Annotated in this window: 23 protein-coding genes; 9 read left to right on the top strand and 14 right to left on the bottom strand. The window is 64.8% G+C overall.

The features are described 5' to 3' along the window. Nucleotides 1–7 precede the first annotated feature (7 nt). Entirely contained in the window at nucleotides 8–1,633 is a 1,626-nt protein-coding gene (locus ACE3QM_RS05815) for an NAD(P)/FAD-dependent oxidoreductase (protein ID WP_374420867.1), read from the bottom strand. Nucleotides 1,634–1,760: 127 nt separating this feature from the next. On the opposite strand from ACE3QM_RS05815, the gene ACE3QM_RS05810 reads away from it, so the two are divergent. Further along, nucleotides 1,761–2,549: an APH(3')-II family aminoglycoside O-phosphotransferase gene (locus ACE3QM_RS05810; protein WP_374420865.1), complete on the top strand. Its 789-nt coding sequence runs from the start codon at nucleotides 1,761–1,763 to the stop codon at nucleotides 2,547–2,549. A gap of 66 nt (nucleotides 2,550–2,615) precedes the next feature. On the opposite strand, the gene ACE3QM_RS05805 is transcribed toward ACE3QM_RS05810, so the two are convergent. Further along, a complete protein-coding gene (locus ACE3QM_RS05805) occupies nucleotides 2,616–4,250 on the bottom strand; it encodes a methyl-accepting chemotaxis protein (RefSeq protein WP_374420862.1) in 1,635 nt (544 codons plus the stop codon). Between the two features lie 320 nt (nucleotides 4,251–4,570). On the opposite strand from ACE3QM_RS05805, the gene ACE3QM_RS05800 reads away from it, so the two are divergent. The 5 genes from ACE3QM_RS05800 to ACE3QM_RS05780 are packed head-to-tail and all read left to right on the top strand — an operon-like array spanning nucleotide 4,571 to nucleotide 9,685. Next, nucleotides 4,571–5,947 (top strand): efflux transporter outer membrane subunit, encoded by a 1,377-nt coding sequence (locus tag ACE3QM_RS05800; RefSeq protein WP_374420860.1) that lies wholly within the window; start codon nucleotides 4,571–4,573, stop codon nucleotides 5,945–5,947. Further along, the gene (locus ACE3QM_RS05795; RefSeq protein ID WP_048411526.1) at nucleotides 5,944–6,459 is read left to right on the top strand and encodes a MarR family winged helix-turn-helix transcriptional regulator; all 516 of its coding nucleotides are present in this window, start codon (nucleotides 5,944–5,946) and stop codon (nucleotides 6,457–6,459) included. Before ACE3QM_RS05800 ends, ACE3QM_RS05795 begins: the two co-directional genes overlap by 4 nt. Beyond that, the gene (locus tag ACE3QM_RS05790; RefSeq protein WP_374420857.1) at nucleotides 6,446–8,596 is read left to right on the top strand and encodes an FUSC family protein; all 2,151 of its coding nucleotides are present in this window, start codon (nucleotides 6,446–6,448) and stop codon (nucleotides 8,594–8,596) included. The genes ACE3QM_RS05795 and ACE3QM_RS05790 overlap by 14 nt, the downstream gene beginning before the upstream one ends. Continuing rightward, nucleotides 8,586–8,783 (top strand): DUF1656 domain-containing protein, encoded by a 198-nt coding sequence (locus ACE3QM_RS05785; protein ID WP_048411525.1) that lies wholly within the window; start codon nucleotides 8,586–8,588, stop codon nucleotides 8,781–8,783. Before ACE3QM_RS05790 ends, ACE3QM_RS05785 begins: the two co-directional genes overlap by 11 nt. A gap of 44 nt (nucleotides 8,784–8,827) precedes the next feature. Beyond that, a complete protein-coding gene (locus ACE3QM_RS05780) occupies nucleotides 8,828–9,685 on the top strand; it encodes an efflux RND transporter periplasmic adaptor subunit (protein WP_048411524.1) in 858 nt (285 codons plus the stop codon). 53 nt (nucleotides 9,686–9,738) lie between these two features. On the opposite strand, the gene ACE3QM_RS05775 is transcribed toward ACE3QM_RS05780, so the two are convergent. The 9 genes from ACE3QM_RS05775 to ACE3QM_RS05735 all read right to left on the bottom strand — a co-directional run bounded on the left by ACE3QM_RS05775 (nucleotide 9,739) and on the right by ACE3QM_RS05735 (nucleotide 18,094). Then, nucleotides 9,739–10,596 carry a neutral zinc metallopeptidase gene (locus tag ACE3QM_RS05775; RefSeq protein ID WP_374420854.1) on the bottom strand — a complete coding sequence of 286 codons (858 nt, stop codon included), beginning with the start codon at nucleotides 10,594–10,596 and terminating at the stop codon, nucleotides 9,739–9,741. Nucleotides 10,597–10,773: 177 nt separating this feature from the next. Further along, nucleotides 10,774–11,292, bottom strand: a complete 519-nt coding sequence (locus ACE3QM_RS05770; RefSeq protein ID WP_231465617.1) for a phosphatidylglycerophosphatase A — start codon at nucleotides 11,290–11,292, stop codon at nucleotides 10,774–10,776. After that, the gene (gene thiL, locus ACE3QM_RS05765) at nucleotides 11,276–12,226 is read right to left on the bottom strand and encodes a thiamine-phosphate kinase (RefSeq protein WP_374420852.1); all 951 of its coding nucleotides are present in this window, start codon (nucleotides 12,224–12,226) and stop codon (nucleotides 11,276–11,278) included. Before thiL ends, ACE3QM_RS05770 begins: the two co-directional genes overlap by 17 nt. 82 nt (nucleotides 12,227–12,308) lie before the next feature. Further along, the gene (gene nusB / locus ACE3QM_RS05760; RefSeq protein WP_081547192.1) at nucleotides 12,309–12,755 is read right to left on the bottom strand and encodes a transcription antitermination factor NusB; all 447 of its coding nucleotides are present in this window, start codon (nucleotides 12,753–12,755) and stop codon (nucleotides 12,309–12,311) included. 66 nt (nucleotides 12,756–12,821) lie between these two features. Then, entirely contained in the window at nucleotides 12,822–13,292 is a 471-nt protein-coding gene (ribH, locus tag ACE3QM_RS05755) for a 6,7-dimethyl-8-ribityllumazine synthase (RefSeq protein ID WP_048411519.1), read from the bottom strand. 79 nt (nucleotides 13,293–13,371) lie between these two features. Beyond that, a complete protein-coding gene (gene ribBA, locus ACE3QM_RS05750; RefSeq protein ID WP_048411518.1) occupies nucleotides 13,372–14,478 on the bottom strand; it encodes a bifunctional 3,4-dihydroxy-2-butanone-4-phosphate synthase/GTP cyclohydrolase II in 1,107 nt (368 codons plus the stop codon). A gap of 61 nt (nucleotides 14,479–14,539) precedes the next feature. Continuing rightward, entirely contained in the window at nucleotides 14,540–15,196 is a 657-nt protein-coding gene (locus tag ACE3QM_RS05745) for a diphthine--ammonia ligase (RefSeq protein WP_374420888.1), read from the bottom strand. 2 nt (nucleotides 15,197–15,198) lie between these two features. Continuing rightward, on the bottom strand, nucleotides 15,199–15,816 hold the full coding sequence (locus ACE3QM_RS05740) for a riboflavin synthase (protein WP_048411516.1): 618 nt from the start codon (nucleotides 15,814–15,816) through the stop codon (nucleotides 15,199–15,201). 100 nt (nucleotides 15,817–15,916) lie between these two features. Then, nucleotides 15,917–18,094, bottom strand: coding sequence for a TonB-dependent hemoglobin/transferrin/lactoferrin family receptor (locus tag ACE3QM_RS05735; protein ID WP_374420849.1), 2,178 nt, complete (start codon nucleotides 18,092–18,094; stop codon nucleotides 15,917–15,919). A gap of 198 nt (nucleotides 18,095–18,292) precedes the next feature. Here ACE3QM_RS05735 and ACE3QM_RS05730 point away from each other — a divergent pair, with 198 nt between their 5' ends. The 3 genes from ACE3QM_RS05730 (at nucleotide 18,293) to ACE3QM_RS05720 (ending at nucleotide 21,526) form a co-directional block, all read left to right on the top strand. Further along, nucleotides 18,293–19,903: a peptide chain release factor 3 gene (locus ACE3QM_RS05730; protein WP_374420847.1), complete on the top strand. Its 1,611-nt coding sequence runs from the start codon at nucleotides 18,293–18,295 to the stop codon at nucleotides 19,901–19,903. 15 nt (nucleotides 19,904–19,918) lie between these two features. Next, the gene (locus ACE3QM_RS05725) at nucleotides 19,919–20,779 is read left to right on the top strand and encodes a mechanosensitive ion channel domain-containing protein (RefSeq protein WP_374420846.1); all 861 of its coding nucleotides are present in this window, start codon (nucleotides 19,919–19,921) and stop codon (nucleotides 20,777–20,779) included. 102 nt (nucleotides 20,780–20,881) lie between these two features. Beyond that, a complete protein-coding gene (locus ACE3QM_RS05720; protein WP_048411514.1) occupies nucleotides 20,882–21,526 on the top strand; it encodes a TetR/AcrR family transcriptional regulator in 645 nt (214 codons plus the stop codon). Between the two features lie 70 nt (nucleotides 21,527–21,596). Here ACE3QM_RS05720 and aroF read toward each other — a convergent pair whose 3' ends face one another. Genes aroF through ACE3QM_RS05705 form a run of 3 tightly spaced genes read right to left on the bottom strand, consistent with a single transcriptional unit; the run spans nucleotide 21,597 to nucleotide 23,802 of the window. Beyond that, nucleotides 21,597–22,613, bottom strand: a complete 1,017-nt coding sequence (gene aroF / locus ACE3QM_RS05715) for a 3-deoxy-7-phosphoheptulonate synthase (protein ID WP_374420844.1) — start codon at nucleotides 22,611–22,613, stop codon at nucleotides 21,597–21,599. A 22-nt stretch (nucleotides 22,614–22,635) separates the two neighbouring features. Continuing rightward, nucleotides 22,636–23,202 carry a hypothetical protein gene (locus ACE3QM_RS05710; protein WP_048411512.1) on the bottom strand — a complete coding sequence of 189 codons (567 nt, stop codon included), beginning with the start codon at nucleotides 23,200–23,202 and terminating at the stop codon, nucleotides 22,636–22,638. A gap of 18 nt (nucleotides 23,203–23,220) precedes the next feature. Beyond that, complete coding sequence (locus tag ACE3QM_RS05705; protein ID WP_048411511.1) at nucleotides 23,221–23,802, bottom strand: TIGR00730 family Rossman fold protein; 582 nt, start codon at nucleotides 23,800–23,802, stop codon at nucleotides 23,221–23,223. Between the last annotated feature and the right edge of the window lie 24 nt (nucleotides 23,803–23,826).

Raw genomic sequence — 23,826 nt, 5'->3', positions numbered from 1 at the left:
GACTAACTCAGGCTTTATGGCGCTCGGCCTGCACCGCCTGCGCCACCGCTTCCGCCACCTTGATGCCGTCGACGCCGGCGGACAGGATCCCGCCGGCATAGCCGGCGCCTTCGCCGGCCGGATACAGGCCACGCACGTTCAGACTCTGGCAATCCTCGCCGCGAGTGATGCGCAATGGCGCGCTGGTGCGGGTTTCCACCCCGGTCAGCACCGCGTCGTGCATATCGTAGCCGCGTATTTTCTTGCCGAAGGCCGGCAAGGCCTCGCGCATCGCCTCGATGCAATAATCCGGCAAGGCCGCCGCCAGGTCGGTCCAATGCACGCCAGGCTGATAGGACGGTTCCACCGAACCGACCCCGCTTGACGGCTTGCCGGCCAGGAAATCGCCGACCAGTTGCGCCGGCGCTTCGTAAGTGCCGCCGCCCAGCACATAGGCGCGGCTTTCCAACTCACGCTGGAAAGCGATGCCGGCCAGCGGGCCGCCTGGGTAGTCGTTCGGATTGATGCTGACCACCAGGCCGGAGTTGGCATTGCGCTCGGCGCGCGAATACTGGCTCATGCCATTGGTCACCACCCGGCCTTCTTCCGAGGTGGCGGCCACCACCTGGCCGCCCGGGCACATGCAGAAGCTGTATACCGCGCGGCCGTTGGCGGCGTGGTGCACCAGCTTGTAATCCGCCGCGCCCAATAGCGGATGGCCGGCGTACTTGCCCCAGCGCGCCTTGTCGATCAGCGTTTGCGGGTGCTCGATGCGGAAGCCCACCGAGAACGGCTTGGCCTCCATGAACACGCCGTGGCCGTGCAGCATTTCAAAGGTGTCGCGCGCGCTGTGGCCCAGCGCCAGCACGATATGGTCGGCGCGGATCTGCTCACCGCCGGCCAGGGTCAGGCCGCGCGCCACCTTGCGGCCGTCCGGCCCGTCTTCAAGATGAATGTCGACAACGCGCTGCTGGAAACGGATCTCGCCGCCCAGCGCCTCGATCTCGGCACGCATTTTCTCCACCATGCTCACCAGGCGGAAAGTGCCGATATGCGGCTTGGCGACATAGAGGATTTCCTCCGGCGCGCCGGCCTTGACGAACTCGGTCAGCACTTTGCGGCCGAGATGACGCGGATCCTTGATCTGGCTGTACAGCTTGCCGTCGGAGAAGGTGCCGGCGCCGCCTTCGCCGAACTGCACATTGGACTCCGGGTTCAGCACATTCTTGCGCCACAGGCCCCAGGTGTCCTTGGTGCGCTCGCGCACTTTCTTGCCGCGCTCCAGCACGATGGGCTTGAAGCCCATCTGCGCCAGCAGCAGCGCGGCGAAGATGCCACAGGGACCGAAACCGACCACCACCGGGCGGCGCTCCAGGTTTTCCGGCGCCTGACCGACGAAATGGTAATTGGTGTCCGGAGTCTCCATCACATGCGGATCGGACTTGAAGCGCGTCAACAGCCTGGCCTCGTCGGCCACGTCGATATCGACGATATAGGCCAGATTCATCATGCCCTTGCGCGCGTCGTAGCTGCGCTTGAAGACCAAGACTTCGCGGATCTGCGACTCCGCCACGCCCAGGTAGGCGGCGATCGCGGTGTTCAAAGCCTCCGGAGCGTGGTCCAGCGGCAGTTTCAATTCGGTAATGCGCAACATCTTGAATTCCAGTACGGGTTGGTGTCTATTCAACGAGGCGGTATTGTAGCGGCAAACCGGGTTCGCCCCTATCGCCGCGCGCACACTTCCGTTAAAAAAAACCGGGCCATCGCCCGACAGGAACACGATGACACAACAGGACAACACTCTGAGCCCTCCCGCCGCCTGGCGGGAGCGGCTGGACGGCTACGCCTGGACCCGGCAGAACGACGGCGACTCCAATGCCGCGGTGTTCCGGCTGCAAGCGCCGGGCCAACCCGCGCTATTCGCCAAAACCGAAGCGGCCGGGCCGCTGGCGGAGCTGGACGGCGAGATCGCCCGGCTGCGCTGGCTGGCCGACAACGGCCTGCCCTGCCCGCAAGTGCTGGACGCGACGCGCTGCGCCGGCCGTGACTGGGCGCTGCTGAGCGCGGTGCCGGGCAAGAATCTGCTGGATTGCGGGCTGGAGCCGGAGGCGACGGTGCGCATCATCGCCGACGCGCTGCTGAGCCTGCACCGCCTACCCGTCGCCGGCTGCCCCTTCGACCATCGCGCCGACGCGCGCATCGCTGCGGCCCGGCAACGACTGGAGGCCGGCTGCGTCGACGCCGAGGACTTCGACGAAGAACGGCTGGGCCAGACGCCGGCGGCGGTATTCGCGCAATTACTGGCCAGCCGCCCGCAGCGCGAGGATCTGGTCCTCACTCACGGCGACGCCTGCCTGCCGAATCTGCTGGCCGAGGACGGCCGCTTCAGCGGCTTCATCGACTGCGGCCGCCTGGGCGTGGCCGACCGCCACCAGGACCTGGCGCTGGCTGCGCGCGACATCGCCACTGAACTCGGCCCGCGCTGGGTCTCGCCCTTCCTGCTGCGTTACGGCATCCAGCCGGACCCGAGTCGCATCGCCTTCTACCAACTACTGGACGAGTTCTTCTAAAAACCTGTTCAAAGTCTGCCGCGCGTCGGCGGGATGCATGGAAAAGGACATTGAAAGCAGCGACGCCTATACCTGAAAACCGGCCACCGTCTGCCGCAGGCCACCAGTCACTTCGTCCATGCTCTGGATGCCGCTGGACGCCTGGGTCGCCGCGGTGGCGTTGCCGGCCGCCACCTGGGCGATCTGCTCCACGTGACGGGCGATGTCCTGACTGGCCACGCCCTGCTCCTGCAGCGCATGGGAGATATCGCGCACCACTTGCACCACCTGGCCGGCGCTGCCGCGTATCTGCTGGATCATTTCGCCGCCCTGTTCCGCCAGCGCCAAGCCGGTGCGCACCCGCTCCACGGTCTGGCTCATATTGGCGCGCGACTGATCGGAGCTGAGCTGGATCTCGTCTATCATGCCGGCGATTTCCTCGGTGGCTTGCGCGGTGCGCTCGGACAGCTTGCGCACCTCGTCGGCCACCACCGCGAAGCCGCGCCCGGTCTCGCCGGCGCGCGCCGCCTCGATCGCCGCGTTCAAGGCCAGCAGATTGGTCTGATCGGCGATGTCCTTGATCACCTGCATGATGCTGGAAATGGTGGCGGTCTTGTCCGCCAGCGCGGAAATCGCGCCGGCGGTCAGATCCACGGTATCGCTGATGCCCTTCATCTCGGCCACGGCCTTGGCGATCACCTCGCCGCCCTGGTCGGACAGGCTGCCGGAGCGCTGCGATACCTCGCGCGCGTCCTGGGCGTATTGGGAAATATGGTTGATGCTGACCGTCAGTTCCTCGATAGACGCCGCCATCGACGTGGCGCTCTCGCTTTGCTGGTGCGAGTTGTCCGCCACCGCCTGCGCGCCGGCCACCACTTCCCCGCTCAAGCGCCCCAGTTCGCCGGCGCTGGCCACGATGTCGGCTATCATCTGCCGCAGCGCCCGCTGCATATGCGCGATATTGGCCATCAGGCTGTCCTCGTCGCCAGCGCTGACCGGCACCGCCGCGTCCAGCCGGCCACCGGCGATCTGGCGCACCACTTCGGCCGCGCGCGCCGGTTCGGCGCCCAGCTGCCGCGTCACGCTGCGGAACAACCACCAGCCCAGCCCGCCGCATACCGCGGCGATCAGCAGCACTTGGGCCGCCACGCTCAGCAACTGCCCGCGCAAGGCCGCCCACACATCGTCCATGTACAGGCCGGTGCCCACCACCCAGCCCCAACGCGGGCTGGCTTGCAGGTAAGCCAGCTTGGGCTGCGGTTCGGCCGAGCCCGGCTTATCCCAGACGAACTCGGCGAAGCCGCGGCCGCGCCCATCGCGCAGCGTGCGGTCGAAAGTAGCGCCCAGGCTGTTGCCGTCGGAATCCTTCACCGCGTGCATATCCTTGCCTATCAGCTTGGGATTGACGCCGTGCGCGAGCCAGACCAGATCCTTGTTCAGAGTAAAGAAGTACTCCTTGCCGGCGAAACGCAGCCGGGTCAGCGCCAGCAACGCCTGGCGCTGTGCCTCCGCCTCCGGCAGCGCGCCGGCGGCCGCCCGCTCCTCGTAGCTGGCCACCAGGCTGAGCGCGTTCTCCACTTGTCCGCGGATCAGTTCCTGACGATCCGTCATCATCTGTTGGTGCATGCTGCGCAGCACCAGGCCACCCAATAGGCAAGTCAGCGCAATCACGCTACAAATCAAGAACAGCAGACGCTGCTTCAAGGAAAGACCGGCTGGCATGATGTCTCCAAAAATATCGACGCAAGGACTAGGCAGGCCGCTTCCGCCGCGCGGCGGAATCCGGTTTTGTCTGCCGTGTTTATAAGCAAATAGCAAATAATACACTCGTCATTATCTAGTTGACCATTCTTAATGACATGCGCTTGATTTGGATCAGCCAGCGATGAAGCAAGAATTCCTTCGTCATAGAGCTGTTTCAAAGCGCGGATAGTATTTTACAAATGTAATATCAACAAATAAAATATACCGGATGTGATACCAGAAAGCCCCAGATGAAGTTCTTAGCTCCCGCCCCCGTAGCCGCCCTGGCCGCGACACTCATGCTCAGCGCTTGCGCCGGCATGGATGCCGTTGCGCCGCAATCCACGCTACTGCACGCCGCTCCGCCTGCCGAATGGGCGGGCGTGCCCGCCGCCGAGTGGTGGCGGCAGTGGCGGGACCCACAACTGGAAGCGCTGATCCGCCAGGCTTTGCGCGACAATCCGGGTCTGCGCGGCGCCGCCGCGCGGCTGCGCCAGGCGCAAGCGCTGAGCGACGTCAGCGCCGCCGCGACGCTGCCCCAGGTCAACGCGCAAGGACAGAGCACACGGCAGCTGCACGCCGAGGACAATCTGGTATCGCCTATCGGCAATGGCAACTACGACTGGCAGACCCGCGCCACGGTCAGCGTCAGCTACGACCTGGACCTGTGGGGGCGTGAGCGCGAAGCGCTGACCGCCTCGCTCAACGATGCCCAGGTGGCGGCGGCCGACGCCAGGATCAGCGCCTTGAACCTGGAAACCGCGATCGTGCGCGGCTATCTGCAACTGGCCGAGCAATACCAGCAAAAAGACTTGGCCGCGGCCGCGCTGCAACAGCAACAGGCGTTGCTGGAGCTCAGCCGGCGCCGCAAGGCCGCCGGGCTGGCGGCGGAACCGGAAGTGGTGCAGCAGCAAGGCCGACTACCGCCCAGCCGCACCCAAGTCGAACAGATAGACGAACGCATCGCCACGCTGGGCAATCAGTTGGCCGCTCTCAGCGGCCAGCCGCCGGAGGCCGCCGGCCGGCTGCGCCGCCCGACGCTGAGCCTGGCACAGCCGCTGAGCTCGCTGGCCACCATTCCTGCCCAGTTGCTGGGCCGGCGCCCGGACCTGAGCGCGCAGCGCTGGCGGGTGGAGGCCGAGGCCGCTCGCATCAAGGTCGCCCGCGCCGCCTTCTACCCCAATATCAATCTGAGCGCCTTCGCCGGCTACCAGGGAATCGGCTTCGCCAATCTGATCTCCCCCGCCACCGCGCTGCGCGGCTTCGCGCCGGCGATCAGCCTGCCTATCTTCGAAGGCGGCCGCCTGCGCGGCCAGCTGCGCGCCCAGACCGCCGCCTACGATCAGGCGGTGGAAAGCTATAACGCCACATTGATCAACGCCTTGAGCGAAACCGCCAGCGCCATCGCCCATGTCCAGTCCACGGTCAAGCAGGCCGAACAGGCCGATCGCGCGCTAGCCGCCGCCAACCGCGAACTGGCGCTGGCGGAGCAAAGCTATCGCGCCGGCCTCAGCGACCAAAGCCCGGTGCGGCAACTGCGGCTGAGCCAACTGTCCGCGCGGCAGAAGCAAGCGCAGGCCCAGGCGCAGCGGCTGGATGGTTACGCCGCGCTGATGGCGGCGCTGGGCGGCGGCATTGAAACCCTGAGCCCAAGCGAAAACGGAGCCACGCAATGAGTCGTTTCGAAGAAACCAGCAAGCGCCTGCAGCGCGTCAAGGCCAGAATCCCGGAATTCCCGCTGCAACTGCTGACGCTGACACGGCTGAACTACCATGTGCAAAAACGGATACAGGACCTGACCAATGCCGCGCTGCGCAAGCATGGCCTGACCGAAAGCAGCTATCTGGTGCTGGCGGTGCTCTACGGCTCGGAACAGGAAACCATGACGCCGGGCACGCTGGCGGAAACCTGTTCGCAGAAACCGGCCAATATGACCCGTATCTGCAACGATCTGGAGAAGCAGGGCCTGATCCGCCGCGGCAGCCTCAGCGACGATCGCCGCGCGGTGACGGTGACGCTCAACGACGCCGGACGCGAATGCATACGCCGGCTGCTGCCCGATGTCTGGGGCAATCTGCGCAATACCTTCGACGGCTTCAGCGCCGAGGAGATGCAGCAGCAGGAGCAGTACTACCTGCGCCAGCTCAGCAATCTGAACCGGGCGGAGCCTAGCGATGAACACAGCTAGCCTCGCCGCCTGGCATCGGCTGCTGGGCCAGGCGCTGCGCGGCGCCAGCCGTGATTGGCTGCGGCTGGAGGGCGAGCGCTGGATCTTTGTCCTCAAGACGCTGCTGGCCGGCTTCGCCGCGCTGTGGCTGGCCTTCCGCCTGGGCTTCGACTCGCCAGGCACCGCGCTGCTCACCGTGCTCATCGTCAGCTCGCCGCAAAGCGGCCTGGTGCTGGAGAAAGGATTTTACCGGCTGCTCGGCACGCTGGCCGGCTGCGCGGCGGCCTTGATCCTGGTCGGCATGCTGGCCTCGCAGCCGGTCTTGCTGCTGGCGGCGCTGTCGCTATGGATAGGACTGTGCGCCGGCTGCGCCACCCTGTACCGCAACTCGCGCTCCTACGGTTTCGTGCTGGCCGGCTACACCGCCTGCATCATCGCGTTGCCGGCGATAGATCGCCCGCTGGCGGTGTTCGACCTGGCGGTGACCCGGGCCTCGGAAATCTCGCTGGGCCTGATCTGCAGCGCGGTGGTCTACGACATCGTGTTTCCGCGCTATCAGGCCGAGCAGGTGGTCAGCAATGTGCGCGGCCGCTATCTGCGCTTCATCCTGCTGTGCCAGGACGCGCTGGCGCAGAAGCTGCACGCCCGCGACATGGAACAGGCCCAGCTCAAGTTCGCCGCCGACATCGCCGCGCTGGAAGCCGGCCGCGCCACCGCCTTCTTCGAGGCCGGCAATGTGCGTTCGCGCAGCAATCAGCTGCACGCCTTCAACGCCACCTTCATGGCCGCGCTGACCACCTTCCACACCCTGCACCGGCAAATGGAGCGGCTGCGCCGAGATACGGATTCGCCCTTGCCCGGCCTGCTGCTGCCGCTGTTCGCCGAGGTGGCCGCCGTGCTCAGCGACGCCGACGGCCCGGCGCGCAACGCCGCCGAGGCGCAGGACACCGTGGTCCAGCTGGGCCGGCTGCGCGCTGACTGGCCGCGCCGCATCGACGCCGCGCGCGAAAAGCTGCCTGGCGGCGAACAGGCGGAACACTGGCGCATAGACTTCGACACCGCCACCGAACTGCTGACCCGCTTCATCGAGGAAATGCACGCCTTCGTCGGCGTCTACCACGGCTTCGCCAGCAAGACGCCGCAGCAGATCAGCGCGCTGGCCGCCTATGTGCCGGGCACGCCGCTGCCGGTGGCCATAGCCGGCGGCGTGCGCGCGGCGCTGACGCTGGGCACCCTGTCCATCGCCTGGTATTGGCTGGCCTGGCCCAGCGCGCTGGAAGCGGTGCTGTTGGCCACGGTGCTCTGCGGCCTGGCCGCCTCCTCGCCGCGGCCGGTGCTGATGGTCAAGCAATTCCTGACCGGCTTCGCGCTGGGCACGCCGCTGGCCTATATCAGCCTGTTCTGGCTGCTGAGCCAGGGCAATGGCTTCCCGATGCTGGTGCTGGGCCTGCTGCCCTTTCTGGCGCTGGGCAGTTATCTGAAATGCCTGCCCAAATACGCCGGCATCGGCGCCGGCATGACCATCGTGCTGGCCAATGCGATCAATCCGCAGAACCAGATGAATTACGACATCGTCGCCTTCCTCAACAACAGCATCTCCCGCATCCTGGGGCTGGCGCTGGCGGCGGCTTTCTTTCAGCTGGTGCTGCCCGAACACACCATGGGCTCGCCGCGCCACATCGCGGCGGCGCTGTGGCGCGAGGCGCGCCGCGCCTGCGACGCCAAGCTGCCGCACCTGAAGCAGCGTTACGAGAACCGCATCCGCGACCTGCTCAATCTGCTGAACACGCTGAGCCCGGCCCAGACCGAGTTGAAACAGACCATCACCGCCCAGGCCATCACCCTGCTGGAACTGGGCCTGGCGGTGATCAATCTGCGCACCCTGACCGCGGAATCGCCATCGCCGCAGTTGCGCGCCGATCTGGAGCACACGGTGGCGCAGCTGGCGCGCTATTTCGCCGCGCCGTCGCCGGAGCGGCTGCAGCAGGCCATCGCCACCATGCGCGCGGCCGGACCGGTGTTGCGCGTCCACCTGGCGCTGGCCGACGCCGACCGCGCCACGCGGATTCAGCGCGCGCTGGCCGATCTGCACCTGATCCATACCTCATTGCTGGACGTGGCCGAACAAGCCGCGGAAGGAAACGACCATGACTCGTGAAATCGCCGTGTTCGGCATCCTGATCCCCACCCTGCTGCCCTTGTTCCTGTTCAGCCTGCTGTGCCAGGCCGGGCTGGACTGGCTGCTGGGCCGGGCCGGACTCTACCGCCGGGTCTGGCACCCGGCCTTGTTCCGCCTCAGCCTGCTGATCTGCGTGTTCAGCAGCCTGGCCTTGCTGCTTTATTGAGTGCGCCTCCGGCCCACCCTGAAATACCAAACCGGATAATCAATATGCGAATAAACACCCTCATCCGCTACCTGATCACCTTGCTGCTGCTGGCGCTCGCCATCTGGCTGGGCAAGGCGCTATGGGATCATTACATGCACTCGCCATGGACCCGCGACGGCCGCGTGCGCGCCGACGTGATCACCCTGTCCGCCGACGTCGCCGGCCTGGTCACCCAGGTGGCGGTCAAGGACAACCAGCCGGTGCGCAAGGGCGATGTGCTCTTCGTGGTGGACCGCGCCCGCTACGCCGCGGCGCTGACCCAGGCCGAGGCCGCGCTGGCCGGCCAGCGCACCGAGAAGAATCGCCGTGGCCAGGAGGCCGCGCGCCGCAACGGCCTGGATAGCGCGGTGGTCTCGGCGGAAAACCGCGAAACCGCGGCCTACGCCGCCGCCGCCGCCGGTTCCCAATACCAGGCGGCGCTGGCCGCGCGCGATCTGGCCCAACTCAATCTGGAACGCACCGTGGTGCGCGCGCCGGTGGATGGCTTCGTCACTAATCTCAATGTCCACGTCGGCGACTTCGCCGCCGTCGGGGCGCCCAAGCTGGCGCTGATAGACCGCAATTCCTACCGCGTGGAAGGCTATTTCGAGGAAACCAAGCTGCCGCTGCTCAAGCCCGGCGCCAAGGTGGACATCACCCTGCTCAGCGGCGGTCCCACGCTGCGCGGCCACGTCGCCAGCATCGCCCGCGGCATCACCGACCGCGACGCCGGCACCGGCCGCGAACTGCTGGCCGACGTCAATCCCACTTTCAACTGGGTGCGCCTGGCGCAGCGAGTGCCGGTGCGCATCGAGCTGGACGCCTTGCCGGCCGGACAGCTGCTGGTGGCGGGCACCACCTGCACCGTGGTGGTGCGCTAGTTCGGCGACAAGCATGACAAAAGGGGCCAACGGCCCCTTTTTTCATTTCCTTGTTACAGCCGCCGCGCGCGGAAGGTATCGCACTGCGCCATGTCGCCGCTGTCGAAGCCGCGGCGGAACCAGCGCACGCGCTGCTCGCCGCTGCCGTGGGTAAAGGAATCCGGCACCACCTCGCGCCCAGCCGAACGCTGCAAGGCATCGTCGCCAATCTTGGCCGCCGCGTTCATCGCCTGCTCCAAGTCGCCCTGCTCCAGGATTTGCCGCGCCTGATCGGCATGATGCCCCCATACCCCGGCCAGACAGTCCGCCTGCAACTCCAGCCGCACCGACAAGGCATTGGCGCGGCTCTTGCCGCTGCGCGCCATTTCCTCGTCCACCTTGGCGGAAATGCCGAGCTGATGCTGCACATGATGCCCCACCTCGTGCGCGATCACATAAGCCTGGGCGAACTCGCCCGGCGCGCCCAACTCCCGGCCCAGGGTATGGAAGAAGGACAGGTCGATATAGATTTTCTCGTCGCCGGGACAGTAGAACGGACCGATGGCCGCGTCGCCGCGGCCGCAGGCCGTCGGTGTCGCCGCTGTGAACATCACCAGCTTGGGTGGCTGGTAACGCTGACCTTGCGCCTGGAACAAGGGCCGCCACACGTCCTCAGTATCCGCCAGCATCACGCGGATGAACTTGGCGTCGCGGTCGTCCGGCGCACTCGCTCTGGCCGGGGCTTGCTGCTGGGCCGACGGTTCCATTTCACTGAGCAGATTGATCACCGTCAGCGGGTTGACATCGAACACCAACCAGGCCACCAGGCCGATCAAGACCGCGCCGACGCCGAACGCCCCGCCACTCCCGCCGCCGCTTTCGCCACGGCGATCTTCCACATTATCGCTTTCCCGGTTCCCATCCCAACGCATGCACGGCCTCCAAAACTCAATCCATACCGTCCCATGCCCCGCCGCGGCGGCAAGAACATGAGCATGAAAAAGCCTGACATGGTACGCGCTCGCATTGACATCGCCTAGCCGGACCCCGCCGCCGGTCGCAAAAAAAGGGGCTATCGCCCCTTTTTCTCCATCACGCCGCGCTGCCCGCTACAGCGGCCAGCCACGCAGCAGCAGCCACATCGCCGCCAGCGCGAACGCCGCGGCGAGCAGGTCGTCCACCATCACGCCGAAGCCGCCGCCGACGCGGCGATCCAGCCAGCGTATCGGCCAGGGCTTGAGAATGTCGAACAGGCGGAACAGCGCAAAAGCCAACAGCCAGCCCAGCGGCGTGGCCGGCGTAAACGCCAGCACCAACAGCATGGCGACGATCTCGTCCCAGACGATGCCGCCGTAGTCGTGCACGCCCAGCGCCTTGCCGGTGTAGCCGCAGATCCAGATGCCGGCGACGAACAAGGGCAGACACAGCACGGCCAAAGCCAGGCCTTGCACCCCCAGCGCGTTCAGCACAAAGAACAAGGGATAAGCGGCCAGCGTGCCCCAAGTGCCCGGCGCCTTGCGCGCCAGGCCGCTGCCGAAGCCGAAGGCCAGGAAATGGGCCGGATGGCTGAGCACGAAACGCCAGTCCGGCTGCAGTTTCAGCGTTTCCCGCTCAGTTGAAGTGGTCATAGCCGATGCTCCCCAGTTTGGTGATGGTGCCAGCGCCGTCCAGCAGGCTGACGCCCTGACCCGCGACAACGCGGCCGATGCGGCTGAGACGGCAACCGGCCGTTGCGGCGCAGGCCTCGATCTGCGCGCGGCGCTCGGCCGGCGCGGTGAACACCAGTTCGTAATCGTCGCCGCCGGCGGCCAGGCAATCCAGCCATTGCCCGCGCGCCGCCTCCGCCTGTGGATGCGAGGGCAGCGCGTCGGCCCAAACCTCCGCCGCCACTTGCGAGGCGGCGGCGATGTGCCCCAGGTCCGACAACAAGCCGTCCGACACGTCGGCGGCGGCATGCGCCAGCGGCAGCAGCACCTGGCCCAGCGCAATGCGCGGCTCCGGATATTCCAGCTTGCGCCAGGCCGCTTCGCGCAGGCCGTCCGGCAAGGGCGCGATCTTGCCCAGCCGGCTGCGCACCGCCATCGCCCCCAGGCCCAGCTCGCCGCTGACCCAGATATCGTCGCCCGGCCGCGCGGCCGCGCGGCGCAAAGCCTGGCCGCGCGGCGTCTCGCCGCCGACGGTGACCGACAGCGTCAACGGGCCGCGCGTGGTATCGCCGCCGACCACGTCCACGCCGTAGCGCTCGGCCAGTTCGAAAAAACCTTGGGCGAAACCGGCGATCCAGGCCTCGTCCGCCGCCGGCAGCGCCAGCGACAGCACCACCCAGCGCGGCGCGGCGCCCATGGCCGCCATGTCGGACAAGTTCACCGCCAGCGTCTTGTGGCCCAAGGCCCGCGGCGCGACGTCGGCGAAGAAATGCCGGTCTTGCACCAACATGTCCACCGACACATGCAGATCGCAGTCCGCCGCCGGCCGCAGGATGGCGGCGTCGTCGCCCACGCCCAGCACCGCGCGCTGCGCCGGGCGGGTGAAATAACGGCGGATCAGTTCAAATTCATTCATTGCGGTCTTTCTGCGCGTCCGATGCAAAAACACCCGCTGCCGCGGGTGTGTTTTAACCAGATAGCGCGTCTGCTGCGCTGCCTCAGTTCTGGCGACGGGCCTTCTGCGACGCCACTTCGTCGGCGCGGACTTCGGCAGCCAGCTTGTCCAGCACGCCGTTGACGAATTTATGGCCGTCGGTGCCGCCGAAGGTCTTGGTGATCTCGATGGCTTCATTGATGATCACCGGATACGGGGTTTCCGGATGCTGGGTCAGTTCCAGCGCGGCCATCAGCAGCACCGCGCGCTCCACCGGGCTGACTTCGTCCTCGGCGCGTTCGTAATAGTGGCCGATCTGCTTGGACAGCGCGCCCACGTCCTTCAGCACGCCGTACAGGATTTCGCGGAACAAGGCTTCATCGGCCTTGGCGAAGTATTCGTTCTCGCGCAGATGCTTTTCGATCAGGGAGGCCGGACGATCCGGGTTCAGCTCCCACTCATAAATGCCCTGAATGGCAAATTCGCGAGCGCGGCGGCGGGCGGTTTTCATAGCGGTATTCCTTGTAAAGAGCGGTGAGCCGGGCAAGCCCGGCTCCGGTATCTTGGCGGGAGCCGATCAGCCGCGCAAAATGCGCTTGCGCAGATTCGCCATCTCCACCGCGACGCGGGCGGCGTCGCCACCCTTCTCCAGCATGCGCACTTCGGCCTGCTCATCGGTTTCGGTGGTCAGAATCGCGTTGGCGATCGGGATGTCGAAGTCCAGGCCGACCCGGGTCACGCCCGCGCCGGATTCATTCGACACCAGTTCGAAATGGTAGGTTTCGCCGCGGATCACCGCTCCCAGCGCCACCAAGGCGTCGAAGCGGCCGCTCTTGGCCATGGTCTGCAATACCAGCGGCGCTTCCAGCGCGCCCGGCACCGTGGCCAGGGTCACGTCTTGAGCGTCCACGCCCAGCCGGGCCAGCTCGCCCAGGCAGGCGTCGCGCAGGCCTTCGCAAACCGGGGTGTTGAAACGCGCCATCACAATACCGATTTTCAGGCCCTTGCCCGTCAGATCGGGTTCTATACGCTGGATAGCTTGAAGCATCTTGTTCCTCGCGGCGGAATCACTACGGAAAACCGGAGATTGTACCTCAATCCCCGGGGCTTAGCCATGGCGCGGCCGGTCATTCCACGTCGACGTGGAAGGCGCCCGGCTGGCAGAAGCCGGTGACTTCCAGGTCGAAACCGGTCATGGATGGCAGGCTGACCGGCGAGGTCATCAGCTTCATCTTGCCGACGCCCAGCGCCTTGAGCATTTGCGCGCCGATGCCGAAGGTCTTGCTGTCCCAACGCTGTTTCTGTTGCTCCAGGCCCAGCGCGCGCTGCGCCAGCGCCTCGCCGGTTTCGTCGCGATACAGCAGCACCACCACGCCGTGGCCGGCCTCCTCTATCATTTCCAGCGCATTGGGCACGGTCCAGGAATGCTGGCTGCACAAGGGCGCCAGCACGTCGATCACCGACAAGGGCTCATGCACCCGCACCAGGGTTTCGCGCTGAGCCTGGATCTCGCCCTTGACCAGGGCCAGATGGGTGGCGCCGGTGGTGATGTCGCGGAACACATGCAGCGCGAAGGAGCCGAACGGGGTTTCCACCGGACGCTGGCCCACTTTTTCCACCAGCGACTCGGTACGGCTGCGGTATTGGATCAGATCGGCGATGGTGCCCACTTTCAGATCATGCTCGCGCGCGAATGCCTGCAGCTCCGGCAAGCGCGCCATGGTGCCATCGTCGTTCATGATCTCGCAGATCACGCCGGCCGGCTCCAGTCCGGCCAGCATCGCCAGGTCGCAACCGGCCTCGGTATGGCCGGCGCGGATCAGCACGCCGCCCTTTTGCGCCTTCAGCGGGAAGATGTGACCCGGCTGCACCAGGTCCGCCGGCTTGGCCAGCCGCGCCACCGCCGCTTGCACGGTGCGGGCGCGATCCGCCGCGGAAATGCCGGTGGTCACACCGGTGGCGGCTTCGATGGAGACGGTGAAGTTGGTGCTGTACGGAGTGCCGTTATTGCTGACCATCAGCGGCAGGTTCAACTGCTGGCAGCGCTCTTCGGTCAGCGTCAGGCAGATCAGCCCGCGGCCGTGCTTGGCCATGAAGTTGATCGCCTCCGGGGTGACGAACTCTGCCGCCATCACCAGATCGCCTTCGTTCTCGCGGTCCTCGGCATCCACCAGCACCACCATCTTGCCGGCCTTGATGTCGGCGATAATGTCCTGAATCGGGGAAATAGCCATTCCATTTTCCTTCGTAAGCACTTGTTTTTAGCGCGGGCCGGCGCCCGCGGTGAATTCGCTGTCAGCCTGGCAACAGGTCCAGGCTGACATAATCTCCATGGCGATGGATCTCGCCGTCGCGCAAGCGCAATGGCCGCGCGAACAAGGGCCCGGCCGTCGCCAGGGTATGAAACTCGCCGGCTTCGGCACAGGGGTCCAACCCCGCCGCCAGCATCCGCTCCACCACTTCGTGGCTCAACTCGCAGCCCAGCCATTGCGCGTCCGCCAGCCGGGTGTTCACCACCACGATGCGGGCGCTGAAGCCGGCATCGATGAATTCTCGCACCAATTGGGCGCGCGGCTGCTGCCACAAGGGCAGCCAGGCTTGCACGCCGGCGGCGGCGCAGACTTTTTCCTCCCACTCGCGGTGGGCGTCCAGGTCGATGTCGCCGAACACCACGGCCTCGCAGCCGTCGGCGCGCGCCTCGCCAAGCCGGGCGATGAACTCGGCTTCATAGCCGTCCCAGCTCGCGCGTCCCACGCGCAAGGGCAGGCCCAGGGCCGCCGCCTGCAAAGCCAGCACTTCCGGCCGCACGCCGTGCGAACGCGAGCGCTGGCCGTGTTCGTCCATCATGGTCAGCAAGCCCTGCGGGCTGGCGCCGGCGCTCACCGCGCGCCACAGCGCCAGACAGGAATCCTTGCCGCCGCTCCAGGAGGCCAGCACGCGCCGGCCGGCCATGCTCACGCCGCGGTCCCGCGCTGGGCCAGCACCCGTTCCACCGTTTCCACGATGGCCTGGGTCTGCGGATCGACTTCGATATTGATCAGATCGCCCACCTTGCGCGACTTGATGATGGTGCGCTCCAGCGTTTCCGGAATCAGGTGCACGCAGAAACGGTTGTCCGCCACCTCGCCTATGGTCAGGCTGATGCCGTCTATACCGATATAGCCCTTGGTGAACACGAATTTGCCGTATTCGGACGGCAGCTCGAACCAGACGCTGCGATTGTCGGGCTGGTCGATGACCTTGAGCACCTTGGCCAGGCAGATGATGTGGCCGGACATCGCGTGGCCGCCGATTTCGTCGCCGAAACGCGCGGCGCGCTCGATATTGACGCGGTCGCCCACTTGCAGCAGGCCCAGATTGGTGACGCGCAGGGTTTCGCGCATCAGGTCGAAGGAAACTTGATCGCCGTTGATGGCGGTGACGGTGAGGCAGCAGCCGTTATGAGCCACCGAGGCGCCCAGCTCCAGGCCGGGCAGCAAGGCCGCCGGCAGGCGCAGCGTATGAGTACGGAAGTCCTGCTTCTCCGTGATGGCGACCACTTCCGCCATGCCTTGGACAATACCGGTGAACACGAAGGCGCTCCTTTGCTAGGGATTCGGAGCGCCATTGTAACGCAAGGAGGGGCGCGCGGCCCCTCCTGGTCTCAAATCGGACTCAAGCCTTTCCCAGCAATCAGAAGCGCCAGGACACGCTGGTGCGTATCGCCCGCCCCATGCCCTCGGCACCCTCGGTCAGGTAGGGGGTGTACTCCCGATTAAACAGGTTATCCACCGCAGCCCTCACCTCCACGCCCTTAAGCCGGCCTGTCGGCTGCCAGCTAGCGAACAACCCTGCCAAGGCATAGCCATGCTGTGGGGCGAAGCCATACAGCACCTCAGGATTGACCGCTTGCGGGACCCTATCTTGTGCCCGAACAAACTTGCCCTGCCCGCCCACCGTGAGCCCCAGTTGACGGAAGGTATGCCCCAACGTCAGCACCGCCTTGCGCGGAGGGATTTGTACCATAGGCTCGGACTTACCCCAGGGGTCCCGTAGGCTATGCGCATGCTGACCCGTCATGGCCGACAAGGAGAGGCTGCCAAACCAGCCACTCCACTGATAGTGGCTATCCAGTTCAAACCCCTGAATCACATAGCCAGGTAGGTTCCGGTAGAAACCCGTGCCTTTCGGCGGCTCTACACCCGGTGCATCACCCGTTCGCTTATTGCCCAGACGCATCCAGATATTGTCATGCACGTTTTGCTGGAACCAAGCCAAAGAGGCAGACAGCCGGTCCCCTCCCGCCAGCACGCCCTCCCCATCAAAACTTACCCCAAAGCGCAAAGCATTCAGAGTTTCGGGCTTCAGTTGACGGCTGGTGCCTGACAGCTGGGAGCGCCAGGTCTGAACGTGGTAGACCTCATCCACATTAGGCGCTCGCCAAGTATGGGCATAAGCCGCATCCATCGTCCAACCGGGCGCGAACTGCCAAGCCAATGCCAGACGCGGCGACCATCCGGCATAACTCACTGGCCGGTAGTCATGCCCAGCCGATGCGTCGTTATAAATGGGAGCAAGATTGGGGCGCCCTTGCAGTTCTACGTGGTCATAACGCAGCGACGGCACGACCTTCAGCCCCTCCAGTGGTCGCCACTCATGCACCCAGTACGCGGAACGCATGGTTTCCTTGCCCTTGGAGGCGCCATATGGATTGATCCAACCGTAGTTGTAGTCCGCGTTTTTGGCCAGAGGCGCCAGATAGGACAAGGGATCCCAATCTTTCTGCGACCAACTTACCCCCGTGGTAATCGTTTGACTTGCCCAGCCTTCCCCTATATTGGCGACGTTACGAAATTCCAGCGTCTTGTCGCGTTGCGTCACCCAACTGTCCTGGCCGTAAGAGTTACGAAAATCAACCTTCCACGCACTTTCCGGACGGCGATCATGCTGGAAACGCCGGGATTGGCTATAAGTCAGTTGCCAATCCAGCCACGACACGTCCGGGCTGGCATAGCGCCACTCGGCGCTCACAGAGTCAACATCCTGCTCACGCCATACCGTTTTCTTCAGCCAGGCCTCTTCCAAGCCCAGCTTTTGGATTTCCCATTCGGTAGGCGCAGGGATGTCGCCTCCACGGGCCGCCCATGGCGTTCTCAGTTGCTCGCTTTGCTGCACAAAGCCCAGCTTGAACTGGTGCCCAGTCGCCGGCCGCCATGTCAACTTCAGCATCCCGGAACGTTGGGAGCCTCCCGAGAAATGATAGGTGCGGCCATTAGCCTGCTCGCCATCGCCGCCACGGCTGTGCGTGATGTAAGCCAATAAATCCAGCGGCTTGCCGGCGCCGCCGGCATAAGCGGCCAAAGACTGGCCAAAACGATGGCCGTTATCTTGATAAGACAGCTTGGCGAAGCCACCCACCGACTTACCCGGCAACAGCAACTCGCTTACTGTTTTGGTTTCCGCCTTGACCACGCCACCAAACGCGCCGTTGCCATAGAACGGAGAATGCCCGCCTTTCAACACCTCTACCGAACCCAACAGTTCAGGATCCACAAATGATGTGCCCTGTTGGTATTTATCAAAATTCTGAGCGGTGCCATCCAATGTAACCGGGACATGCTCAACCGCATCGAAGCCCCAGACATTGATGGTCTGACCGCCGGGGCGCGGCGAGCCGCCGGCATTGACGCCGGGCAATGCGTCCAGCACCTCGGCCAGGGAGCGAGCCTGCGGCCGCTCGATCTCCTCGCGGTTCAGCTTATTGCTGCCCACCCGCGCGGGCGGCGCGTCGGCGCTGACGTGCACCGTGTCCAGCCTTCCGGCGGCCTCCTCCGCCCAGGCGGCGGGCGTGGCCAGGCAGGCCAGGCTCAAGACCAGGACCTTGGGACGGAAACGCGGCGGATGTTGAACGAGGGAAATAGGATTGGGGCAAGGCAGAGAAAAGCGAGAGCAAGGCATCACGGTTTTGTTTTATTAATGATAATCATTCTCAATATTAACATAAAACTTCCACCTTAAGGCAAGTCCGGTAAAATACCCGGCTTTATTGAATTCCCAACACGCATCCACATGTCCGCCGAACTCGCCAACATCGCCGAAGAAGTGTCGCACCGCCGCACCTTCGCCATCATCTCCCACCCCGACGCCGGTAAAACCACGCTGACCGAGAAGCTGCTGCTGTTCTCCGGCGCGATTCAGATGGCCGGCACCGTCAAGGGCAAGAAAGGCGGCAAGTTCGCCACCTCAGACTGGATGGAAATCGAGAAGCAGCGCGGCATCTCGGTGGCGTCCTCGGTGATGCAGTTCGAATACCGCGAGCACACCGTCAACCTGCTGGACACCCCCGGCCACCAGGACTTCTCCGAAGACACCTACCGCGTGCTGACCGCGGTGGACAGCGCGCTGATGGTGATAGACGCCGCCAAGGGCGTGGAAGAACAGACCATCAAGCTGTTGAACGTCTGCCGGCTGCGCGACACGCCCATCGTCACCTTCATGAACAAGTACGACCGCGAAGTGCGCGACAGCCTGGAACTGCTGGACGAAGTGGAGAATGTACTGAAGATACGCTGCGCGCCGATCACCTGGCCCATCGGCATGGGCAAGGCCTTCCGCGGCGTCTACAGCCTGCTGAACGACGAGGTGATCCTGTTCGAGCCGGGCGCGGAAAAGCTGATCACCGATGTGGAAGTGATCAAGGGCATAGACAATCCGCGTCTGGATCAACTGTTCCCGCTGGAAATGGAACAGCTGCGCATGGAGATCGAACTGGTCAAGGGCGCGTCCAATGAGTGGAACCTGGAGCAATTCCTGGCCGGCGAACTGACCCCGGTGTTCTTCGGCTCCGCCATCAACAACTTCGGCGTGCGCGAGATCCTGGACGCGCTGATCAACTGGGCGCCGGCGCCGCAGCTGCGCGACGCCACCGTGCGCGAAGTCGCGCCCACCGAGAGCAAGTTCTCCGGCTTCGTGTTCAAGATCCAGGCCAATATGGATCCCAAGCACCGCGACCGCATCGCCTTCCTGCGCGTGTGTTCCGGCAAGTTCGAGCGCGGCATGAAGATGAAGCACCTGCGCCTGAACCGCGACATCGCCGCCTCCAGCGTGGTGACCTTCATGTCGCATGACCGCGAGATCGTGGAAGAAGCGTTCGCCGGCGACATCATCGGCATCCCCAACCACGGCAATATCCAGATCGGCGACAGCTTTTCCGAGGGCGAGGAACTGACCTTCACCGGCATTCCCTTCTTCGCGCCGGAACTGTTCCGCGGCGTGCGCATCAAAAACCCCTTGAAGCTGAAGCAGTTGCAAAAGGGCTTGCAGCAGTTGGGCGAGGAAGGCGCGGTGCAGGTGTTCAAGCCGCATAGCGGCGGCGACCTGATCCTGGGCGCGGTGGGCGTGCTGCAGTTCGAAGTGGTGGCCTCGCGCCTGGCCGCCGAATACGGCGTCGACGCGGTGTTCGAATCCGCCAGCATCTGGTCCGCGCGCTGGTTCAGCTGCGACGACCGCAAGAAGCTGGACGAATTCGTCAAGGCGCTGCAAATCAACATCGCCACCGACGCCGGCGGCAACCTCGCCTACCTGGCGCCCAACCGCGTCAATCTGCAACTGACCCAGGAACGCTGGCCGGACATCGTGTTCCACGAAACCAGGGAGCACGCGGTCAAACTCAACGACTGACACTGAAACCGCACCATGGAGCCCAAAGCCACCTTGTTCGACTTGATCAACTATCTGCGCGACAACTACTCGCACGAGATCGCGCGCTCGCTGATCCTGGTCGCCACCCTGCTGATCATCCGCCTGGTGGTGGACCGGCTGCTGGCGGCCAATAGCAGCATCGCGATCGAGTCCAAGCGGCGCTGGTCGGTCAACACCCGCAATGTGCTGTTCGTCTCCGGCCTGGCCGGCATCGGCCTGATCTGGGCCAGCGAGCTGCAAACCATCGCGGTGTCGATGCTGGCCTTCGCCGCCGCGCTGATCCTGGCCACCAAGGAGCTGATCATGTGCCTGTCCGGCGGACTGGTGCGCCAGACCTCCAACAGCTACAGCCTGGGCGATCACATCGAGGTGGGTACCGTGCGCGGCCGAGTGGTGGACATCGGCCTGCTGTCCACCACGGTGATGGAAATCGGCCCCAATCACAGCTCGCACCAGATGACCGGGCGGGCGCTGACCTTTCCCAACAGCCTGCTGCTATCCACGCCGGTGATACGCGAAAACTATATGGGCGATTACGTGATGCACATCGTCAATGTGCCGATGGCCTACACCGTATCGCCCATCCGCGCCGAGCGGCTGCTGATGACGGCGGCGCTGGAATCCTGCCAGCCGCATCTGGAAGTGGCGCGCCAGCACATGGAAGACATGGCCAAGCGCAATCTGGTGGACATTCCGTCAGTGGAACCGCGCATCGCGCTGCAGCCGGTGGACGAAAAACGCTATCAGTTGATCTTGCGCATCGCGATTCCGGCGCGGGACCGGCATCGTATCGAACAGACCATTCTGCACAGCTTCCTGGCGCAGTGCTTCCCGGAACAGGATAGCGCGCCCTAGCCTGAAGCGACGGGCGTTTCATGCTCAAAAAATTAGAGCAAGAACTCCAAATATGCGTTAGAATGGCGAATCGCGAATGTCATTGAGCAGTCCAAGCGCATCATGAGCAAAAACCGAATCAAAACCTACGACCGCATCATCCAGGAGAGCCTCAAGCTGTTCAACGAACAGGGCGAGCGCAGCATCACCACCAATCACATCGCCGCCCACCTGGGCATCAGCCCAGGCAATCTGTACTACCACTTCCGCAACAAGGAAGAGATCGTCTACCAGATATTCCTGATGTACCGCGAGTTCATCAATCAGCGCCTGGCGGTGCCGGAAAACCGCGAAATGACGGTGGACGACCTAGTCAACTACCTGGACACCGCCTTCCTGGCGATGTGGCAGTTCCGCTTCATGTTCTATGACCTGCCGGGCATGCTGGCGCGCAATCCGCAGATGCAGTCGGAGTACCACCAATTCGTCAATACCGAGCTGAAGAACATCCTGGCCGAGCACTTCCGCGAATTCATCCGTCTGGGCCTGCTGCAGATGGATGAAGAGGACATCGAGCCGGTCAGCATCAATATCTGGCTAGTGGTGAAGTTCTGGTTCGCCTTCGAGCAGACCGCGCGCCCGAAAGCGCCGATCACCGAGGAATCCGGCCATCGCGGCGTGCTGCAAGTGCTGGCCCTGCTCAAACCCTATGTACAGGACGAATACATGGGCGCCTTCCGCGCGCTGTGCGAACGCCACAAGGTTTGAGCGCTAGGCGCAGAAAAAAGCAAAGCCGCGTGTCCGCGGCTTTTTTCATGCATCGACGCGTCGAAGCAGATTACAGTCTGCGCCCCAAGGCCTGCGCCAAGGGCCGCAACTCCGCCATCAGCGCGGCCAGCCCGGCCGGCGTCAAGGCCTGATCCGCCTCGCACAAAGCGGCCTCCGGCTGCGGATGCATGTCCAGCAGCAAGCCGTCGGCGCCAGCCGCCAGCGCCGCCTTGGCCAAGGCAGGCACCAGCCAGGCCTTGCCGGCGGCATGGCTGGGATCGACGATCACCGGCAAATGGGTCTCGCGCTTGAGCAAGGGAATCGCGCTCACGTCCAGCGTGGCGCGGTAGGCTGGTTCAAAGCTGCGGATGCCGCGCTCGCAGAACACGATGTTGTGGTTGCCGCCGGCGGCGATGTACTCGGCCGCCATCAGCCAATCGCCCAAGGTCGCGGCGACGCCGCGCTTGAGGATGACCGGCTTGTTCAAGCGCCCCACCTCCTTCAGCAGCTCGACATTCTGCATGCTGCGCGAACCGATCTGGATCACGTCCACGCCCTGCTCCAGGAATACATCCAGCATGCGCACATCGGCCAGTTCGGACACCACCGGCAGGCCTTCGGCGCGACCGGCGGCGATCAATTGCTCGATGCCTTCGACCCCCAGGCCCTGAAAGCCGTAGGGACTGGGATGCTGCTTGAACACCCCGCCATGCAGCAGGCGGCAACCGGCTTCGCGCGCGGCCCGGGCGGCGGCGGCGACCTGGGCGCCGGACTCCACCGCCGACGGGCCGGCGATCACCTGCCAGGCCGGGCCACCGAAGGCCAGGCCGCGCACCTGCACCACGCTGTCCTGCGGATGGGTTTCCCGCGACACGATACGGTATTCGCGCACCACCCGCATCGCCCGCTCCACGCCGGGCATGGATTCGAACATCTCCGGCGACAGGCTGCGCTCATCGCCCACCGCGCCGATGATGGTGCGCTCCGCGCCGCGCGATACATGCTCGCTGAGACCCGCGGCGCGAATCTTGTCCACCACCGCCGTCACTTCGCTTTCCGGCGCCAGCCGGTTCATGATGATGATCATCCACTATCCTGTTCAAAGTCCTTCATCGCCGTCCGCGCCAGCGCCGAGCCAAGCGCCGGCCTATGCGCGACCAGAATGACGAGCGTTGCGCGCCACGCCGGAAAAAACCGGCAAGCGCATGCGCCAGCCGCCACGGCGCCGAAGCATGCAAGCGTTCGAAAATACGCCCGCGCCAGTAAACGAAACCATTATACAGCCGCACAAACCAGGCCACCCGCATCAACGCCGGCCGGGTCAGCGTGAACAGCCGCGCCGCCAGCGCGGTGCCGCCCAGCTTGGCCAGCAGGATGATCAGCAAGCCCAGCAGCGCGTGGCCACGCCCGATCAGGAATAGCGCCGCCAGCTTCACCGGCAGCAACAAGGCGGCCGGCAGCGCGAACATCGCCAACGCGGCCCATGGCGGCAAATTGGCGATACGCCGCTCCAGCGCCGCCAGCGGTGGCCAGGCGGCCAGCCGCCCCAAGGCCGCGGACAGCTCGTCCCACGCGTATTCCTCGAACAGGATGATCAAGGCCGCCAGCAAGGCCAGCGGCCAGGTCAGCGCCCGTTTCAATCGACGCCAGCCCTGCGCCGCCGCTTCTCTCGTCATCTCAGCTTCAACGTCAGCTCAGGCCTTGGCCAGGTCCAGCCATTTGGCCACCTCTTGCGGCTGGTAAGCGCGCATCTGCGCCAGCAGCGTGGGCAGGTCTTCGCTGATGCGGAACAAATCCATATTGCCGGGACGGGCGAAGCCCTCGGCCACCGCGTGCTCCATCATCCGGTGCAAGGGCTGGTAATAGCCGGCCGCGTCCAGCAGGCCCACCGGCTTGCCATGCAAGGACAGTTGGCCCCAGGTCAGGATCTCGAACAATTCGTCGAAAGTGCCGAAACCGCCCGGCAAGGCGACGAAGCCGTCGGACAGCTCGGCCATCAACGCCTTGCGCTGATGCATGGTTTCGGTGACATGGATTTCCGTCAGCCCGGTATGCGCCACTTCCTTGGCCTTGAGAAATTCCGGGATCACGCCGATGACCTTGCCGCCGGCCGCCAACGCCGCATCCGCCGCCACGCCCATCAGCCCCACCTTGCCTGCGCCGTAAACCAGGGTGATGCCCTGCTCGGCCAGCGTGCGGCCAAACTCGCGCGCGGCCGCTTCGTACTCCGGCTTGGCGCCCTTGTTGGAACCGCAAAACAGACAGATCGCTTTCATTCTTGTTTCCCCAAAAAATCAGTT

The organism is Chromobacterium sp. (genome assembly GCF_041912965.1).
Taxonomy (GTDB): Bacteria; Pseudomonadota; Gammaproteobacteria; order Burkholderiales; family Chromobacteriaceae; genus Chromobacterium; species Chromobacterium aquaticum.
Note: the sequence above shows the minus strand (reverse complement) of the source record. Positions and strands in the feature narration are given on the sequence as shown.